The sequence below is a fragment of the Acidomonas methanolica genome (assembly GCF_004346035.1).
Classification (GTDB): domain Bacteria; phylum Pseudomonadota; class Alphaproteobacteria; order Acetobacterales; family Acetobacteraceae; genus Acidomonas; species Acidomonas methanolica.
Map to the genome: position 1 here is coordinate 155,371 of NZ_SLZN01000003.1, position 18,091 is coordinate 173,461.

Here is an 18,091-nt window from a genome sequence, read left to right on the forward strand (position 1 = left end):
CAGATCCGGGGATTGTCCAGCCATGACCGATTCACACGCCGAGACATCGGCCGCCGCCGCGCCGGGGGCTCCGCCGCGCCGCTCGCGCACCATCGCGCGCGTCGCCGCCGTGCAGGCGTTGTTCCAGTGCGAGCAGAACGGCGACGCCGCGGAGACGGTGATCAGCCAGTTCCTGCGTCATCGGCTGGAAGACGGCGGCGCGGCCTCGTTCGAGGACGGGCAGGCGCCGCATGCCGATTTCACGCTGTTCTCGTCCATCGTGCGCGGCACGACGCTGGATCAGGACCGCATCGACGGCGCCCTGTCGGAGGTTCTCCCGGAAAGCTGGCGGCTGGAGCGGCTCGATCCCGTCCTGCGCGCCTTGCTGCGCGCCGGGGCGCATGAGATCGGCACCGGCGTTCCGGCCGGGGTCGTCATCAACGAATATCTCGACGTGGCGCACGGGTTTTTCTCCGGCGACGAGCCGCGGATGGTGAACGGCGTGCTGGACGCGCTCGCGAAACGCCCGAAGCCCGAATCCACGCCGTGACCGGAGGCGGCGAGTTCGATTTCATCGCGCGTCTCTTCCAGCCTCTGGCCGGGGAGGGGGCGCTGGACCTGCGCGACGATGCGGCGCTCGTGGCCGGGCGCGCGGGGTACGAACTCGCCATTTCCACCGATACGATCGTCGAATCGACGCATTTCCTGCCTGACGATCCCGCCGGGTCGGTCGGGCGCAAGCTGCTGCGCGTCAATCTTTCCGATTGCGCGGCGATGGGAGCGGAGCCCTTCGGCTGGTTTCTCAACGTGGCGCGGCCGCCGGCGCGCGACGAGGCGTGGTTCATCGATTTCGCGGACGGGCTGGCGGCGGATCAGCGGCGCTTCGGCGTGCGTCTGCTGGGCGGGGATACGACCGGCACGAGCGGTCCGCTGGTGTTGACGGCGACCATCCTGGCCTGGGTGCGGCACGGGGAGGCTCTGCGCCGCAACGGGGCGCGCGTCGGGGACGATCTCTGGATCACCGGGACGATCGGTGACGCCACGCTGGGTCTGGCGGCGCTGCGGGGCGCGTGCGCCGATCCGGATGGCAGTCTGACGCAGCGCTACCGTGTGCCCGAGCCGCGTCTGGGGATGAGGCTGCACGGCATCGCCCATGCCGCGCTGGATGTGTCGGACGGGCTGGTGCAGGATTGCGGCCACATCGCGCGCGAGAGCGGTGTGGCGATCACGATCGAGGCCGCCTCCGTGCCGCTGTCCGCCGCCGCTCGGTCGAGCGGTGCCGCGATCGGGCGCCTGCTGGCGGGGGGGGATGATTACGAGTTGCTGCTCGCCGTTCCGCCCTCTCGCGCCGCCGCCTTGCAGGCGGAAGCGGCGCGGGCGGGCATCGCGGTCACGCGGATCGGCCGCGTGTGGGAGGCGGCGGCAGGCGGGCGTGTGATGGTGCTCGGCGCGGACGGCGCTCCGCTCGCGCTTCCGCGCGGCGGGTGGCAGCATTTCTGAGGCGGGTCACTCGGCGTCCGGCGCGAGCGGCGCTTCATAGAGGCGATGGATCTTGTTGGGTTCGGGCACCAGTCGCTCGATGAGATTGCGGATGGCGGTATTGGATTCGAGAATCCAGCCCAGTTCCACCGCCTCATAGCCGAGCGCCTCCCGGCCGCGCAGCAATTCGCTGATCGCCAGGGACGGCAGGAGCGCGCCCAGCATGGTGCCGCGCACCTTGTGCGAGACGCCGAGCAGGATGACGCGGCCCGTATGGAAACGGTTGCGCAGGAGGCGCAGGCCAAGCTTCGCCCAGCCCAGCGGCGAGGGCGCGCCGCCGAGATCGCCCGCGATGTCGTAGATATTCGGGATCGCCATCGCCATGGCGACCGGCGTGCCGTCCTGGTCGATCTGGACGTAATGTTCCGGCCGCAGCATGGGCTTGAGCTGCGCGATCAAGGCCGCCATCTCGTAGGATTGCAGCGGCACGAAGTTGAAGGTGCCGGCCCAGCCGTCATTGTAGAGTTCGCGCAGGATCTCCCCTTGTCGGGCGATTTCCGACTTTGACAGGCGCGTGACGGTGACGTCGCCCAGCCTGCCTTCTCCGGGGCGCAGGGCGGCGGGAACGATGTGGCGCGTGTGAGTGGTTCCGTCGAGGGGAAGCCGATAGGTCAGCAGATCCTGGAGCGGCTTCAGACCCCAGCTTTCGACATGGCTGCCCAGCGCCGCGGGATGCCAGGGAGTGGCGATCATCGGCGGTTCGTGCTGCCCGGAGATCATCAGCCCGGATTCGCCATGATAGCCGAGCGTGAGCGGCCCGCGCATCGCGGTGACGCCCTGGTCGCGCAGCCACTCGCCCGCGCGGTCCAGCAGCGCGTGGACGATCGCCTCTTCCGGCAGGGCGTCCAGCGCGCCGAACGCGCCGGTCCTGGCGTTCCAGGCTTCCATCGCGATGGGATCGACGATGGCGGCGATCCGCCCGCAGGGCGCGCCGTTGCGCCAGGCGAGGAAATAGCGGATCGAGGCATGGCGGAACGTGCCGGAACGTTTCGGGTGCAGCAGATCGGTCTGTTCGAGATCGAGCGGCGCGACATATCCGGCCATGCCTTTGTAGAGCAGGCGCGGCAGGCGGATGAAGAGGCGGAGTTCCTTGCGCGAAGCGACGGGGCGGACAGTGATGGTTGCGGCAGGCATGGACGACACTGTAGGCAGCTTCCCGGGGAATGGAGTAGAACGCCGTTTACTGAACTGGATCAGGCTGAATGTCACGTCGTTCTCGCACTTCACCCGCCTTTCCCGCAACACTCCGGCCCTTGACCGGCGTTCTGATCACCGGCGCGTCCGGCGGTATCGGGCGTGCGCTGGCCCGTCTCTGCGCCCGGCCGGGCGTCACGCTGTTTCTCTGGGGGCGGCATGAGGGACGGCTGGAGGAAACGGCCGCGCTCTGCCGCGCGCGCGGGGCCGTCGCGCATATCCGCGCGCTCGACCTCGCCGACGGGCGCGCGGCGCTGGCCGCGCTACGCGAGGATGACGGGCGCGCGCCCGTCGATCTTCTCCTCCTCGGCGCGGGGCTTCCCGATATCCGGCCCCCCGAAGCGCTGACGGAAGATCCGGAGGTGGTCCTTGCCATGGCTCAGGTGAATTTCGCCACGCCCGTCGCGATGGCGACGGAGGCGGCGCGGCTGATGGCCGCCCGGGGACGGGGTGCGATCGCCGCCATCGGCTCGGTCGCGGCGTTTCACGACCTGCCGCAGGCCACGGCCTATGCGGGCGGCAAGGCGGGGCTGGCGCGTTTCATGACGGCGCTGCATGCCGCCATGGCGCCGCATGGCGTGCGCGTCACCGTCGTCTCGCCCGGCTATATCGACACGGCGATGAGCCGGCGGCTGAACGGCGCGCGGCCGTTCCTGATGACGCCGGAGGATGCGGCGGCGCGTATTCTCGACGCTTTGGGGCGCAATGCGCCGCATGTCGTCTTTCCCCGCGTTTTCGTGTTGTTGAAATGGCTCGACGCGCTGCTGCCGCGGTGTATCGTTCACCGGCTGATGCGTCGCGCGGTGGTGCGTCAGAGTCCGGCGTAGAGAATTCGGCGGAGGAGAGTCCGGCGGGGAAGCCGGGCGCCCGTAATCATGGATGAGGCAGGCCGATGACGGAGATCGTAGTTGGGGATATAGGCGGGACCAATGCCCGCTTCGCGATCGCGCAGGTCGGGGACGGGCGCGTCGTGGAACTGGGTGAGCCGGTCACGCTCAAATGCGCGGATTACGCCAGCCTCGCCCTCGCCTGGGAGGCGTTCGCGCGGCGCATCGGGCGCGTTGCGCTGCCGCGCCGGGCGGGACTCGCCATCGCCACGCCGATCCAGGGCGACATCCTGAAGATGACCAACAATCCCTGGGTCATCCAGCCCTCCCAGCTTGCGTCGCGACTGGGGCTCGACGACGTGCTGCTCGTCAACGATTTCGGCGCCATCGGCCATGCTGTCGCTCAGTTCGGCGCGGGTGACCTGCCCCATCTCTGCGGTCCGGACCAGCCATTGCCGGAGGAGGGGGCCATCACCATCGTCGGGCCGGGGACCGGCCTGGGCGCGGCGTGTCTGTACCGCCGGGAGGGGCGTTATGCGGTGCTGGCGACGGAGGGCGGCCATGTTGATTTCGCGCCGCTGGACGGTCTCGAAGACAAGATTCTCGCGGCGTTGAGGAGGCGTTTCCGCCGTGTGTCCGTCGAGCGGATCGTCTCCGGACCGGGGCTGTCGAATCTCTATGAGGTCATCGCGCAGATGCAGGGCGCGCCCATCACCTGCCATGACAACCGAGAACTCTGGGACAAGGCGATGGAGGGCTCGGATTCCATCGTTTCCGCCGCGCTGGAGCGCTTCTGTCTCAGCCTTGGCGCAGTGGCAGGGGATCTGGCCCTGGCGCATGGCGCGAAGGGGGTGGTGATCGCCGGCGGACTCGGCCAGCGTCTGGCCGGGCGTCTGCGTCATTCCGGCTTCGCCGATCGTTTCGTGGCCAAGGGGCGGTTCGAATCGATGATGTCCGATATTCCGGTGAAGATCGTCGCCCATCCGCAGCCCGGTCTCTTCGGCGCGGCGGGCGCTTATGCGACGAGGATGCAACACGAGGCGTAAAGGGCAGTCGCTCGCCGGGCCGCCTCGGCTTCAGGTCCGGGACTGCGGGGGGCAGAGAGCGGAGAGTCAGACCGGACACGGTCAATTGATCCGGAAGCCTGACGATCTGATAAAACACTATCTTTCATTAATTTATAAAATGAATTCCTGATCCGCTTCCGGGAGTTTCTATGAAATGGGCAGGGTCTGCGTGATGGAGTTCGGGGATAGTGTGTGGGAATATACATTTTTAAATAATTAATAAAACTTGCGCACGCTCCGGCGGGGCGATAAGAAAATCGCATGACGGGCTTCGACGCGCAGTTTCCAGACCTCGATTCTCACTATGTTCTCAAGATCGGCGACGAGGCGCCGGATTTTTCCGCGCGCACGACGCGGGGGCCGCTTACATTGAGCGATCTGCGCGGCAAATGGGTGATGCTCTTCGCGCATCCCGCGGATTTCACGCCGGTCTGCACGAGCGAATTTCTCTCCCTCAGCCGCGTGGCGGACCAGTTCGAAATGATGAACTGCGTGTTGCTCGGCCTGTCCGTGGACAGTCTGCCCGCGCATATCGCGTGGGTGGAGGCCATCTATCGGGAGTTCGGGATTCGCGTCACCTTCCCGATCGTCGAGGACGCCTCGATGGCGATCGCCCGCGCTTACGGGATGCTCGATCCGCTGGCGGAAAACACGGCGACGGTGCGGGCCGTCCATGTGATCGATCCGGCCGGGGTGATCCGGGCGGTGGTGTCCTATCCCAGTTCGGTGGGGCGTTCGGTGGCGGAATTGCTGCGGCTTCTGGCCGCCCTTCAGGCCGTGGCGGAGGGGAACATGCTCGCGCCGGAAGGATGGGCGCCGGGCGAGGGCCTGCTGCTCCCCGCTGCGGAAACGGAATCCGAAGTCGTGGCCTCGGGTCCGGCATGGTTCCATCGCGTCGCCGGCGATGCGGCGTCATGACCATGCTCGATCAGGAGAAGGCGAGGCATCTCGCCGAATTGCTCAAGGTGTTCGGGCAGGCGCAGCGCCTGCAAATCCTCGACGTGCTCGACAAGGGGCCGTGCGCGGTCAGCGAGATCGAGGCGCGCACCGGCATCGGCCAGCCGACGCTCAGCCAGCAATTGGGCGCGCTGCGCCGGGCCGGGCTGATCGCCGCCCGCCGGGAATCGCGCGCGATCGTCTACAGCGCCGCGACCGAGCAGGAGGGGCAGCGCATCCGCATCGTCCTGGGGCTTCTCCAGCCCGATCTTCTGGAGCGGGACATGGCGCGCCCCGTGAACCCGTCTCCCGCCCCGCGGCGTGAGATCGGCGCGCAATTCGCGCGTGTGAAGCCGCACGTTTCGCGCTGAAGAGCGCCGGCTCCGGTCACGCCTCGTCCTTGAGCGCTTTCTCTTCCTCGGCGCGCGTGGCGAACGGCACCTCGCGCTTGTCGCCCAGTTCGTTCATGCTGCCGCCGGGATCGCCGAGATTCTCCTGGAGCCAGGCTTCCTCGACGGGCTGCCCCTCCGGGCCGAGCGGCACCGCCGGATCGACCGGCATTTGCCCTCCGGGACCGCTCATCTCCATGCCGATCATGTCCGTCGCGGCCTCCCGGTAGGCTTCTGGCCCGCAGGCGGGCTTGCCGTCGGCCTCCCACATCTCCTTCGCCTTGGCGATGATTCTGGCTTTTGTCCGGCGTGACGGGTCAAGCGGGTTTTCCATCATAGGCTCCTTGATAATGGCGAATGCGGGCGTGAGGGCAGTCGCTCTCCGGGCTTCCTCACGCGTGCGGCTCCCCGAAACTCGGGCGAAACACCGTTGATCCGGCGCAGGTGAGAACGCCGTCCGGCGGCGTGCGTTCAATAAATCCGACAAGGGCGCATGACCCCGGCTCTCTCAGGACGCCCGACGCATGCGAACGAGACTTTCCTCCCGGCGGTGAGGGAATTCGGCGTGGTCTGACGCGTCCGTCACACCACGCCCATGGCCGGATCGGTCACGCCGGGTTGGCCGGTCTCGACATGTCCGGCGAGGCGGATGTCGTTTCCCGGTTCGTCTTCGGTGCTGACCGTCAGATCATACCAATAATGGCTGGGCGTCAGGTCGATGGACAAGGCGGCGCTTCCCTTCGCCGGGACGGCGAGGGCGCGATCCGCCGCGCCATAGGCGTTGTCGCGGAGGATGAGACGCTTCATGGCCGCGCCGCTGTTGACGGCGGTCAGGACGAGGCCGCCGGACGAGGCGTCGGGAATGGCGGTGACGGCGAGCGCCGTCGGGCCGGAGAGGCGCAGATACCGTGCGAAGCCGTTCGGGCCGAGGACCATGAAGCGATGGGGGCCCTCGTCGCTCACGCTCCAGTCGTCCTGAAGCGACGTTCCCGCCGCGAGCGTATAGCGGCGGGGCGTCTCCTCCGTGCCGTCGCGATAGACGTAAAGACAGGCCCCCGCCTTGCCGTCATTGCGCATGAGGAGGCGCAGCGCGCCCGGCGTGGGGACCGTGAAGTCCGCCGACAGCGCGTAAGGCAGCGGCCGCGCCGGTCGGGCCCCCGGCTCCTGCCGCCCGATATCCTCGGCGCGACTCATGGGAGGGATGACCGGATCGGGCAGCTTGCACTGGGCGTCGGCGATCCTGCGATAGGCTTCGGTATCGGGCAGCGGAACCGGCACACTCTGCTTGCGCGAGAAATCGAACGCGCTGGTCAGGTCGCCGCAGACCGCGCGCCTCCAGGGGGTGATGTTGGGCTCATGCACGCCGAACCGCGCCTCGATGAAGCGGATGACGGAGGTGTGGTCGAACACCTGCGAACAGACGAACCCGCCGGTGCTCCATGGGGAGATCACGAGGGCGGGCACACGCGGCCCGAGTCCGTAGGGCAGCAGGTCGGCGGTGAAACGGTCCGGCTCATAGGGGGAAAGACGATCGTGAATCTCGCCGGTCGTCTCGACCGTGCTCTTGCCGGGCAGCACGGGCGTCGGGGGTTGCGGCGGCGGAACATGGTCGAAATAGCCGTCATTCTCGTCATACATCACGAGGAAGGCCGTCCGCGCCCAGACCTCCGGATTGGCGGTGAGCGCGTCCAGCGCGTGAGCGATGAAGGTCGCGCCATAGCCGGGCGTCCAGCGCGGATGTTCCGAATAGGCGGCGGGTGGCAGAATCCAGGAGACTTGCGGAAGGCGATCCGCCAGCACGTCCCGGCGGAGTTGATCGAGCGTGCGGGCGGTCATCGCGCGATCATGCAGCGGCGATCCGGGCGGCGCTTCCACGAAATTCCGGAAATTCATCAGCACGTTCGTGCCGAAATTGCCGTTCTCGACATCGGAGACGGACAGGCCCTGCTGATAGACCTGCCAGGTTACGCCGGCCTGCTGGAGCCGCTCCGGATAGGTCGTCCAGGAAAACGGGGCCGCGACGTGCCGGTAGAACGGGCGGTCCACCCAGTCCCTGTTGTCGAGGACGGGACCGCCGCCGGTTCCGTCCGGATCGACCATTCCGGTCATGAGGTAATAGCGGTTGGGATGCGTCTGGGTCGGCGTGGAGCAGAACCAGTTGTCGCAGACGGTGAAGGCGTCGGCCAGGGCGTAGTGGAAGGGGATGTCGTCTCGCGTGTAGTAGCCCATCGTCATGTCCTTCTTGTGACGGGGCCACTGGTCGTTCCAGCCCTTGTTGATGGCGGCGTGGGTCGGCGTCCAGTTATGGTCGAGGTCCATCACGCATTGCGCGCTGGTGGTCTGGGTCGGCAGGTGGAAGGGCGTGATCCAGCCCTCCTCCGCGTGATGGCGCTCCTGCCACCAGATGGGGCGGCCTTGCGGTCCCCGCACGACATGGCGGTCCCCATAGCCGCGGACGCCGGAGAGATGGCCGAGATAATGGTCGAAGGAGCGGTTCTCCTGCATCAGGACGACGATATGCCGCACATCCTCGATCGTGCCGCTGTCCCGCCGCGCGGGAATGGCGCGCGCCCGCTGGATCGAGGGCAGGAGGCTGGTCAGCGAGAGGGCCGCGCCCAGGCCGAGAAGCCCACGGCGGTCGATGTCGGATGGCAAGGGGGAAACTCTCCGGGCAGGGTTGGCGCGCGTTATGTTATAATGGGTGGAGACGGCCGCGTCACGCCGGTCCGGCCGCCTTCCGCGCGAGGCGTGCGCGAAAGCGCGTTGCGCTCTCCAGCCCGCTGGCTCAGAGTGGCGGCCATCATGGAGGCCCGTCTCGACCTTGCCGATCAATCCGCGACCGAGGCGCTGGCGCTTCACGTGGCGCGGCGCGCGCGGCCCGGCGACCTGGTGGCGCTGAGCGGCGATCTGGGGGCGGGGAAGAGCGTGTTCGCGCGCGCCTTCCTGCGGGAATTGAGCGGCGATCCCGCGCTGGACGTGCCGAGCCCGAGTTTCTCCCTCGTCCAACTTTACGACACGCCGCTGGGGCAGGTCGCGCATCTCGATCTGTGGCGTCTGGACGGCCCGGAGGCGCTGGCCGAACTGGGCTGGGACGAGTTCCGCGCCGGACTCATGCTGGTGGAATGGCCGGAGCGCGCCGGAGCCGAGATTCCGCCCGACGCGCTGCGGATCACGCTCCTGCCCGGCGCGGGCGACGATGCGCGGGTGGCGGAGCTCTCCGGCTGGCCGGACAGATCGTGAGAATTGCTTCCGTTCCGGCCGGGCTGCCCTTTCTCGACGAGATCGCCGCGCGTTGGGAGGAGAGACGCGGGCCGGGCGGGTTCGGCGACGGGATGATCCTCGTGCCGGGGCGGCGCGCGGCGCGGGCGTTGGTGGAGGCGTTCCTCCGCCGTCTGGACGGGCGCGCGGCACTTCTGCCGCGCATCGTGGCGATCGGCGACGTGGATGAGGACGAGGTGACGTCATTCGGCGCGGCCGCGCCCGATCTGCCGCCCGCCGTCGAGCCGGAGCGGCGTCTGGCGGTGCTGGCGATGCTGGTGCTGCGCGCGGGCGACGCATTCGCCGCGACGCCGACGGTCGATCAGGCGTGGCCGCTGGCGCGCGCGCTGGCCGAGCTGATGGACGAGGCGGAGCGCGCGGGCGTCGATCTGCGCGCCGCCTTGCCCGACGCCGCCGATCCGCGCTTCGCTGCGCATTGGGCCAAGACGCTGGAATTCCTCAGGATCGTGACCGAAGCCTGGCCGCTCTGGCTCGACGAGCAGGGTATGATGAACCCGGTGGCGCGCTCCGTGGCGCTCCTGCACGCGCAGGCGGCGGCGTGGCGCGCGTCGCCTCCCGGCGAGCCGGTCTGGGCGGTGGGATTCGCGGATGGGTTCGACGATGTCTGCGCGGTGCTGGGCGCCGTGGCGGCGGCTCCGCTGGGTCAGGTGGTGCTGCCGGGGGTGGATTTCGCGCTGGCGGAGGAGGTGTGGGACGCGCTGCCGGACACGCATCCGCAGGCGGGTGTGCGGCGCGTGCTCGCGGCGCTCGGCGTGGCGCGGGAGGAGGTGGCGCGCTGGGGCCACGAGGACGTGGCGCTGCGGGCGCGCGGGCGGCTCGTCTCCGACATGATGCTGCCCGCGGGCGCGCTCGACGCCTGGGGGCGGGAGCGGACGCCGTTCGGCCTGGAGGGGCTGGCCCGGTTGGACGCGCCGGATCAGCAGCAGGAGGCGGCAGCGATCGCCATGATCCTGCGCGACGGGCTGAGCCGGGCCGGACGGCGCGTTGCGCTGGTGACGCCGGACCGCGCGCTGGCGCGCCGGGTGGCGACCGAGTTGCTGCGCTATGGCGTGGTGGCGGATGACAGCGCGGGCGAGCCGCTGGCCCTGACGCCGCCCGCCGTGTTCCTGCGCCTGCTGGCCGAGGCGGTGGCGCGGGATTTCGCGCCGGTCGCGCTGCTGGCCCTGCTCAAGCACCCGCTGGCGGGGCTGGGGATGACGCCGGGAAATTGCCGGGCCAGCGCGCGGCGGCTGGAGCGGATGGCACTGCGCGGTCCCGCGCCGCCGCCGGGTCTCGCGGGGATACGGGCGGCGCTGGCGGCGAAGGCGGACGCGGGCGACCGGCCCGAAGCGGAGACGGCGGACCGGCCCGACCAGCCGGAGGCCCTGCCGGTCTTTCTCGACCGGCTCGACGCGGCGCTCCGGCCGGTCATGGTGAAAGGGAGCGCGTCGTTGCCCGATCTGCTGACCGGGCTGGTGCGGGCGGCGGAGGCTCTGGCGGCGACGGATACCCGGACCGGGGCGGAACGGCTCTGGAGCGGCGCGGAGGGTCATGCGCTCTCGCGGCTGATGGCGGGGCTGATCGTGCATACGGCGATCCTGCCCGAACAGGAGCGGGACCAGTTGCCTGCCTTCCTGCTCTCCGTCTTCGCCGGGCGGATGGTGTTCGGGCAGAAGGTGCTGCGCGGGCGCGAAGGCGAGGCGGTGAACCCGCGCGTGGCCATTCTGGGTGTGCTGGAAGCGCGGCTGCATGCCGCCGATCTGGTGGTGCTGGGCGGGTTGAACGAGGGAATCTGGCCGCCCGCGACCGATCCGGGGCCGTGGCTGAGCCGTCCCATGCGGCGGCGGGCGGGATTGCCGTCGCCGGAGCGGATGATCGGGGCGTCGGCCCATGATTTCACGGCGGCGCTGCTCTCCGCGCCGGAGGTCGTGCTGTCGGCTCCCGCGCGGCGCGAGGGCGCGCCCGCCGTGCCCGCGCGCTGGCTGGTGCGGCTCGACGCCCTGCTGGGCGGTCGGGGACAATCGGTGCCGCTGCATCCGGCGCAGGGCTGGCAGGCGCTGCTGGATCAGCCGGACGGCCCGGCGCGTCCGGTCGCCGCACCCGCGCCGCGCCCGCCCGTGGCGCTGCGTCCGCGCCGGCTGTCCGTGACGGAGATCGAGACGTGGCTGCGAGATCCCTATGCCATCCATGCCCGGCACGTGCTGGGGCTGACGGCGCTTCCGGCGCTGGAGGAGGCGGCGGACCGCTCCGATATCGGGCTGATCGTGCATGAGGGGCTGGATGCGTGGCTGAAGCGCGGCGATTTGCGCGAGGACAGCTTGCGTGCCGCCTTCGGGACGGCGCTGGAGGCGCGGAGTCTCCGCCCGGCCCTGGCGGCGTGGTGGCGCGTGCGGCTCGGGCGGATCGCGGAATGGGTGGCGGAGCGGGAGAGGATGCGAGCGGCGGCTGGGGGTGCGCCGGTTCTCAGGGCGCTGGAGGTGCGGGGGCGGCATGAGTTCGCCGCGCCGGGCGGGACGTTCAGCCTGACGGGGCGGGCCGACCGGATCGAGATCGGGGCGGATGGCAGGGCGACGATCATCGACTACAAGACCGGCGCGCTGCCGAGTGTGAAGGATGTCGAGGCCGGGTGGAGTTCGCAACTCGTGCTCGAGGCGGCGATGCTGGCGGAAGGCGCGTTCGGCGGCCTGCCGCCCGCCGCGACGGCGGCGCTGCTCTATTGGCGGCTGACCGGGGATCGCGACCGGGGCGAGGAACGGGCGGTGCCGAAGAATCCCGCCGATCTGCCGGATCTCGTCGCGCGGTCCATGGGGCGGCTGCGCGAGCGCGTGGCGGCGTTCGACCGGGAGGAGACGCCCTATCGCGCCCATCCTCATCCCGGCCAGGCCCCGCGCTATACGGATTACGCGCTGCTGGCGCGCGTGCCGGAATGGAGCGTCGCGCGCGAGGAGGACGGGGCGTGACCGGGGACATGATCGGGGGCGGGAAGGCGTCGCTTCCGGCGGTTCAGGCCGCGCGGACGCAGAACGAGGCGTCCGATCCGCTGGTCTCGGCCTTCGTTTCCGCCTCGGCGGGCAGCGGCAAGACCAAGCTGCTGATCGACCGTTTGCTGCGGCTGATGCTGCCGGTCATGAGCGCGCATCCGGAGACGGGCGAGGCGCTGCTTCTTCCCGGCGGCGAGCCGGGGCGCATCCAGTGCCTGACCTTCACCAAGGCGGCGGCGGCGGAGATGGCGAACCGTTTGCAGACGCGGCTCGGGAAATGGGTGTCGCTGCCCGATGACGCGCTGGACGCGGAGCTGGAGGGGCTGGACGTGCCGGTGACGCCGGACTCGCGGCGGGCGGCGCGGGAATTGTTCGTCCGGGTGCTGGATCTGCCGGGCGGGATGAAGATCGGCACCATCCATGCCTTCTGCCAGTCGCTGTTGCGGCGTTTCCCGCTGGAGGCGGCGGTGAATCCGCATTTCACCCTGCTGGAGGACGCCGACGCGGCGCTGGCGCTGAACGCGGCGATCGAGCGCGAGCTTGCGGCGGCGGCGTCCGATCCTTTGCGGCGGGAGGCGCTCGGGCTGCTGGCCGGGCAGGTGGGTCTGGACGCCTATCTGGCGCGGGTGCGCGGGCTCGGCGGCGAGGCGGCGCGGCTGGCGGAGCTGTTCGCGCGTGATCCCGCCGCGCTGCGCGCCACCTATGCGCGGTTGCTGGGGGCGGGGGAAGAGGAAATCGAAGCGCTCGAGGCGCGGCTGCTCGCGCCGCCGGAGGAAGGGCGTCTGCGCGCGGCGTTGCGCGCGGCGTTCGACGCGGGAACGGAGACGATGCGCGCGACCGTCGGCGGGATGCTGGACTGGCTCGCCATGCCCGCCGGGTCGCGTGCGGCGGAGCCGTGGTGCGCGGCGCTGCTGACGAAGGAGGGGACGCCGCGCACGTCGCGGAGCTTCCTTCCCGCCAAGGTGGCGGCCGCCGCGCCGGAGATCATGGCGGCGATCACGGCGGAGGCCGAAAGGGTGCGGGACATCCGTGCTGCGATCGCGGCCCGGCGGCTGCTGGACCTCAACCTCGCGCTGTTCAGCCTCGCCGCGCCGACTCTGGCGCGTTACGCGCGGGACAAATCGGCGCGCGGGCTGGTGGATTATGACGATCTCATCGCCTCGACGCGCGGCCTTCTGCAGGATCCCGGCGCGGCCTGGGTGCTCTATAAGCTCGACGGCGGCATCGACCATCTCCTGCTCGACGAGGTGCAGGATACCTCGGGCATGCAATGGGAGATCGCGGGGGCGCTGACGGCGGAGTTTTTCGCGGGGGAGAGCGCGCGGGAAGAGGCGTGGGGCGAGTCGGGGCGTCCGCGCACCGTCTTCGCGGTCGGCGATTACAAGCAGTCGATCTACGCCTTTCAGGGGGCGGAGCCGGAGGGGTTCCATCTCTGGCGGGATCGTTTCGCGCGGCAGGTCGTGGACGGCGCGCAAGCGTGGCGCGATCCGGGGCTGAACGTCTCCTTCCGCTCCGTGCCGCCGGTATTGCGGCTGGTCGATGCGGTCTTCGCGCGAGACGGCGCGGCGCATGGCCTGCGCGCGCCGGGAGAGGATCTCCCGCCGCATGTCTCGGCGCGGGAGGGCGAGGGGGGGCGCGTGGAGATCTGGCCGCTCGTGCCGCGCGGCGAGGCGGGCGAGGCGGTGGACCCCTGGGCCGCTCCGTCGGGAAGCGCGGGACAGGGCAGCCCGCCGCAGACTCTGGCGGACGAGCTGGCGCGCTGGATTGCGGGGCGGATCGGGCAGTCGCCGCAGCCGGGGCAGCCGCCCTTGCGCGCGGGAGAAATTTTGGTGCTGGTGCCGCGCCGCTCGCCCTTCCTCCGGGCGCTGATCCGGGCGTTGAAGGGGCAGGGCGTCGAGGTGGCGACGCTTGTGCGGGTGGCGCTGACGGAGCAGTTGGCGGTGCAGGATCTGATGACGCTGTGCGAGGCGCTGCTTCTGCCGCAGGACGATCTGACGCTGGCGGGCGTGCTGACCTCGCCGCTGGGGGGAGTGTCGGACGACTCGCTGATGGCGCTCGCGATGGGGCGGGGCGCGACGCCGCTCTGGACGGTGTTGCGCGCGCGGCATGCGGAGCGGGCGGACTGGCGCGCGGCATGGGAAATGCTGGCGGCATTGCAGGCGCGCGTCGATTTCGCGACGCCCTATCAGCTTCTGGCGAATGTTCTGGGGCGGCATGGCGGAAGGGCGCGGGTTCTGGCGCGGCTCGGCCCCGAGGCGGCGGAGCCGATGGACGATCTGCTGGCGGCGGCGCTGCGCTTCGAGGCGCTGCATCCGCCGGCCATGCAGGGATTCCTCGCCTGGCTGCGGGCGAGCGAGGCGACGGTCAAGCGCGAGCCGGACGCGAGCGCGGACGCGGTGCGGATCATGACGGTGCATGGCGCGAAGGGGTTGCAGGCGCGGCTGGTCGTGCTGCCGGACATGACCTGCGCGATGCGGCAGGATTTCTCGCTGCTCTGGTCCGGGGGGGAGCAAGACTGGCCGGTCTGGCTGCCGGGCGGGGGACTGCGCAGCGATATGACGGATGGTCTGGCGGCGGCGGCGCGGGAGGCGGCGCGCGCGGAATGGAACCGGCTGCTCTATGTGGCGCTGACCCGGGCCTCGGACTGGCTGGTGATCTGCGGCTGGGAGAGCGGGCGGAGCCTGCCGGAGACCGCGTGGTATGGGGCGTGCCGGTCGGGCTTCGAGGCGCTCGGCGCGGCGCGGGAGCCGTTTGGCGGCCCGTGGGGCGGGGAGAGTCTGGTGATCGAGGAGGCGCGGCAGGGCGTGGCGGCGGAGACGCGCGCGGCGGCGGTGACGGCGGCGGCGGCTTCTCTTCCGGCGTTCTTCGGCAGCGCGCCGCGCTGGGTGGCGAAGCCGCCGGTGCGGGAGGAGGCGCTGACCCGGCCTCTGGCGCCGAGCCGGCCGGACGGGGCGGTGTTCGGCGCGGAGCCCGCCGCCCGGTCGCCGCTCGACTGGGCGGCGGGTGCGTCCGGCGCTCGGGAGCGGGCGCTGCGCCGTGGCGTGCTGGTGCATCGGCTGTTGCAGATCGTGCCGGACTGGGCGGCGGCGGAGCGCCGGGCGCGGGCCGAACTCTGGCTCGCGCAGCCCGCGCGCGGGATCGGGGCCGCGGAGGCGGCGCGGCTCGCGTCTCAGGTGGCGGAGATTCTGGACGAGCCGTCGCTCGCGCCGCTTTTCGGCCCCGGAAGCCGCGCGGAGCAGGCGCTGGCGGGGATCGTCGCGGGCCGGGCCGTGACGGGGCAGGTGGATCGTGTCCGCGTCACGGAGGAGGCGATCTATCTCTGCGATTACAAGACGAACCGCCTGCCCCCCCGCGCGGGCGCGCCGCCGCCCGCCGCCTATCGCAGGCAGATGGCCGCCTATGCCGCCCTGCTGCGGCAGATCCATCCTGGCCTGCCGGTGCGGGCGAGCCTCGTCTGGACCGAAGGGCCGTCCGTCACCCTGTTGACGGAGGAGGAACTGGACGCGGCGTTGGACGAACTGGCGCGTGGATCGGGTTGACGCCGGTCAGCGGGGGCCGGGTCTCCCGCCGCCTCCCGCATGACCGCCGGCGAAGCCGCCGCCGGGACGCATCCCCGGCCCTCCGCCGGGTCTGAACCCTTCGCCGCCGGGATGACCGCCAGGCGGTCCGCCGACGGGCCCTCCGCCGGGACGAAAGCCGGGACCGCCCGGCGGACGTTCAGGCCCTCGCCAGCCGCCCCGCCATCCTCTGCCCCACCCCCTGTTCCAACCCCCGCCCCAGCCGGGCGACCAGCCCCAGCCTGAGCCGGTCCATCCAGATCCATACCATCCGGGCCGATTCCAGCCCGACCCGTACCAGCCCGGGGCGTAATATCCCCAGCCGGGGTAGCCCATGTAGGCGCCGGAGCCTCCGTAATAGCTCGTGCCGTAATAGCCGGAATAACCGGTGCCGTAGCAGCCGCCGAGGAGCGCCAGCAGGGCGCTGGCGGCGAGCAGGCGGCAGGGCGCGGGACGGATCATGGTCGTTCTCCCGCCGGCGGACGAACCGGCGTCAATCAGATGTCATGTGATGCGTCGAATATGGCGGGATTCCGGTTATTTCCATGTCGGTCCCGCCGCAATCCGGCAAGGGCGGACCGGAGGAACAGGGGGAAGGAAAGGCGCGCCGCGTTTCCGAAAGGACGGGCGGCCCTTGAAGCCGGGAGGGGAACGGTTGATATGATACGTTTCCTCATCCTTGTTTCCGGCTGCGAGGGCCGGCTGCGGGGAGGGGCAGTTCAGGAGCATGAGATGAGTGCGAACACGGTCGCCGTCACGGATGGCAGCTTCGAAAGCGATGTGCTGAAGGCGGAAGGCGCGGTGCTGGTCGATTTCTGGGCGGAGTGGTGCGGGCCCTGCAAGATGATCGCCCCGGCCCTCGACGAGATCGGCGCGGAATACAAGGACCGCGTGAAGGTGGCGAAGGTCAATATCGACGAGAATCCGGAAGCGCCGACCCGCTACGGCGTGCGCTCCATCCCGACGCTGATCGTGTTCCGCGACGGCAAGCCCGTCGCGCAGAAGACCGGGGCGCTCCCCAAGAGCCAGCTCAAGGCATGGATCGACTCGGCATTGTGAATTTTGCAGTGTGAGCCTGAGTCCGGCGTCGCGGGGAGCTTGCGCGGCGTCGGGTTTGGGCGCACATACCCCGCCGGACGACTTCGGACGGAGGCGGCGGAATGCGGCTCAAGGCGTTGGACTGGCGTGGCTGTGCCAGGCGCATCAGGGACGGGATAGCCTATCCGTTCTGGGCGTTGCAGCTTCTGACAGGCGCCAAGTCGTTTCTCGACAATCCGCTGATCGGCAGCCCGGCGCTGAACGAGCGCGGCCTGCATGTCGCGCGGCAGGCGCTCGCGCATCGCGCCGCGTCCTATCGGCGCAAATCTCTCGAACGCTTCGTGCCGCCGGAACTGGTGGCGGCGTTCGAGCGGGACGGCTTCGTGCTGGTGCGTGACGTTCTCCCGCCGGACGAGTTCGCGCGGCTCGTCGAGGAAGTGCGGCGCTATCGCGGCCCGGCGCGGGAGACGACGCAGGGGGACACCATCACCCGGCGTCTGGCGCTCGATCCCGCGGCGCTGACGGCGATGCCGTCCGTGCGGCGGTTTCTCGATCTCTCTCTCTGGCGCAGGCTGCTGCGTCTGGTGGGAAGTCAGGACGCCGAGCCGATCTGCTATCTTCAGACGATCCTGCTCCACGCCGTTCCCGGCGATCCGGACCCGCAGACGGCGCTGCATGCCGACACCTTCCATCCGACGGTCAAGGCGTGGTTCGCCCTGACGGATGTGGGGGAGGATGGCGGGCCGTTCACCTATGTCCCCGGCTCGCATCGCATCACCCCGGGCCGGGAGGCGTGGGAAAAACGCATGAGTCTTGTCGCCTCCCGGGGCGCCGACCGTCTGACCGGGCGCGGGTCCTTCCGCGTCAGGGAGGAGGATCTCGCGGGCATGGGGTACCCGCCGCCGCGGGCGCTGGCCGTTCCCGCCAATTCGCTGATCGTCGCGGATACAGGCGGCTTCCATGCGCGCGGGCCGAGCGCGGGGCCGGGGATGCGCGTGGAAATCTGGGCCTATGGACGCAGGAATCCATTCTTCACCCTGCCGTTCGATCTCTGGCGAATCCAGGCGCTCGGGCTGCGCCGGGCGTCGCTGGCCTGGGCGGCGGGGGACTGGCTGGAGCGGCGCGGGCTGAAGCCGCAGGTCTGGCGGCGGCGTCCCGGCGTTTCGGCGTTCGATCCGGCGGAATAAAAGGTGGCGGGGCGCGTCGGATTTCGGCGGTCTTTGAAATCTGATCAATAATTTAGTCTGAATTTAATGTCTAAGAAGCGTCTTTTCGACTGAGATGACGTTTGCGAGGTACATGGCCGCGAGACTGTGGTCCGCGAAA

Annotated in this window: 15 protein-coding genes; 11 read left to right on the forward strand and 4 right to left on the reverse strand. The window is 70.2% G+C overall.

Going from position 1 to position 18,091, the window contains the following annotated elements; translation table 11 throughout:
• The first annotated feature begins 22 nt into the window (after window positions 1–22).
• Together nusB and thiL are read left to right on the forward strand one after the other, a co-directional pair.
• Entirely contained in the window at window positions 23–529 is a 507-nt protein-coding gene (nusB, locus tag EDC31_RS04120) for a transcription antitermination factor NusB (protein ID WP_042056049.1), read from the forward strand.
• Complete coding sequence (thiL, locus tag EDC31_RS04125) at window positions 526–1,479, forward strand: thiamine-phosphate kinase (RefSeq protein ID WP_239641531.1); 954 nt, start codon at window positions 526–528, stop codon at window positions 1,477–1,479. The genes nusB and thiL overlap by 4 nt, the downstream gene beginning before the upstream one ends.
• Before the next feature lie 6 nt (window positions 1,480–1,485).
• On the opposite strand, the gene EDC31_RS04130 is transcribed toward thiL, so the two are convergent.
• Entirely contained in the window at window positions 1,486–2,652 is a 1,167-nt protein-coding gene (locus tag EDC31_RS04130; RefSeq protein ID WP_042056052.1) for a hypothetical protein, read from the reverse strand.
• 68 nt (window positions 2,653–2,720) lie between these two features.
• Between EDC31_RS04130 and EDC31_RS04135 the strand changes: the two genes are divergently transcribed.
• From EDC31_RS04135 to EDC31_RS04150, 4 genes are all read left to right on the forward strand, one after another.
• Window positions 2,721–3,539 carry an SDR family NAD(P)-dependent oxidoreductase gene (locus EDC31_RS04135; protein ID WP_042056054.1) on the forward strand — a complete coding sequence of 273 codons (819 nt, stop codon included), beginning with the start codon at window positions 2,721–2,723 and terminating at the stop codon, window positions 3,537–3,539.
• Between the two features lie 65 nt (window positions 3,540–3,604).
• On the forward strand, window positions 3,605–4,585 hold the full coding sequence (gene glk, locus EDC31_RS04140) for a glucokinase (protein WP_042056057.1): 981 nt from the start codon (window positions 3,605–3,607) through the stop codon (window positions 4,583–4,585).
• A 282-nt stretch (window positions 4,586–4,867) separates the two neighbouring features.
• Window positions 4,868–5,524 (forward strand): peroxiredoxin, encoded by a 657-nt coding sequence (locus EDC31_RS04145; protein ID WP_042056059.1) that lies wholly within the window; start codon window positions 4,868–4,870, stop codon window positions 5,522–5,524.
• A complete protein-coding gene (locus EDC31_RS04150) occupies window positions 5,521–5,913 on the forward strand; it encodes an ArsR/SmtB family transcription factor (RefSeq protein WP_042056061.1) in 393 nt (130 codons plus the stop codon). Before EDC31_RS04145 ends, EDC31_RS04150 begins: the two co-directional genes overlap by 4 nt.
• Before the next feature lie 16 nt (window positions 5,914–5,929).
• Here EDC31_RS04150 and EDC31_RS04155 read toward each other — a convergent pair whose 3' ends face one another.
• Window positions 5,930–6,265 carry a hypothetical protein gene (locus EDC31_RS04155; RefSeq protein WP_042056063.1) on the reverse strand — a complete coding sequence of 112 codons (336 nt, stop codon included), beginning with the start codon at window positions 6,263–6,265 and terminating at the stop codon, window positions 5,930–5,932.
• 248 nt (window positions 6,266–6,513) lie between these two features.
• Complete coding sequence (locus EDC31_RS04160) at window positions 6,514–8,586, reverse strand: phosphocholine-specific phospholipase C (RefSeq protein WP_042056066.1); 2,073 nt, start codon at window positions 8,584–8,586, stop codon at window positions 6,514–6,516.
• Between the two features lie 147 nt (window positions 8,587–8,733).
• Between EDC31_RS04160 and tsaE the strand changes: the two genes are divergently transcribed.
• The 3 genes from tsaE to addA are packed head-to-tail and all read left to right on the forward strand — an operon-like array spanning window position 8,734 to window position 15,709.
• On the forward strand, window positions 8,734–9,171 hold the full coding sequence (tsaE, locus tag EDC31_RS04165; protein WP_042056154.1) for a tRNA (adenosine(37)-N6)-threonylcarbamoyltransferase complex ATPase subunit type 1 TsaE: 438 nt from the start codon (window positions 8,734–8,736) through the stop codon (window positions 9,169–9,171).
• Entirely contained in the window at window positions 9,168–12,149 is a 2,982-nt protein-coding gene (gene addB, locus EDC31_RS04170) for a double-strand break repair protein AddB (protein ID WP_408809450.1), read from the forward strand. Before tsaE ends, addB begins: the two co-directional genes overlap by 4 nt.
• A complete protein-coding gene (gene addA, locus EDC31_RS04175; protein ID WP_307725767.1) occupies window positions 12,146–15,709 on the forward strand; it encodes a double-strand break repair helicase AddA in 3,564 nt (1,187 codons plus the stop codon). The genes addB and addA overlap by 4 nt, the downstream gene beginning before the upstream one ends.
• A 6-nt stretch (window positions 15,710–15,715) precedes the next feature.
• Here addA and EDC31_RS18355 read toward each other — a convergent pair whose 3' ends face one another.
• Window positions 15,716–16,189, reverse strand: a complete 474-nt coding sequence (locus EDC31_RS18355) for a hypothetical protein (protein ID WP_081797870.1) — start codon at window positions 16,187–16,189, stop codon at window positions 15,716–15,718.
• Window positions 16,190–16,459: 270 nt separating this feature from the next.
• Between EDC31_RS18355 and trxA the strand changes: the two genes are divergently transcribed.
• Entirely contained in the window at window positions 16,460–16,786 is a 327-nt protein-coding gene (trxA, locus tag EDC31_RS04185) for a thioredoxin TrxA (protein ID WP_042061506.1), read from the forward strand.
• A 101-nt stretch (window positions 16,787–16,887) separates the two neighbouring features.
• Window positions 16,888–17,952 (forward strand): phytanoyl-CoA dioxygenase family protein, encoded by a 1,065-nt coding sequence (locus EDC31_RS04190; protein WP_081797871.1) that lies wholly within the window; start codon window positions 16,888–16,890, stop codon window positions 17,950–17,952.
• The last annotated feature ends 139 nt before the right edge of the window (window positions 17,953–18,091 follow it).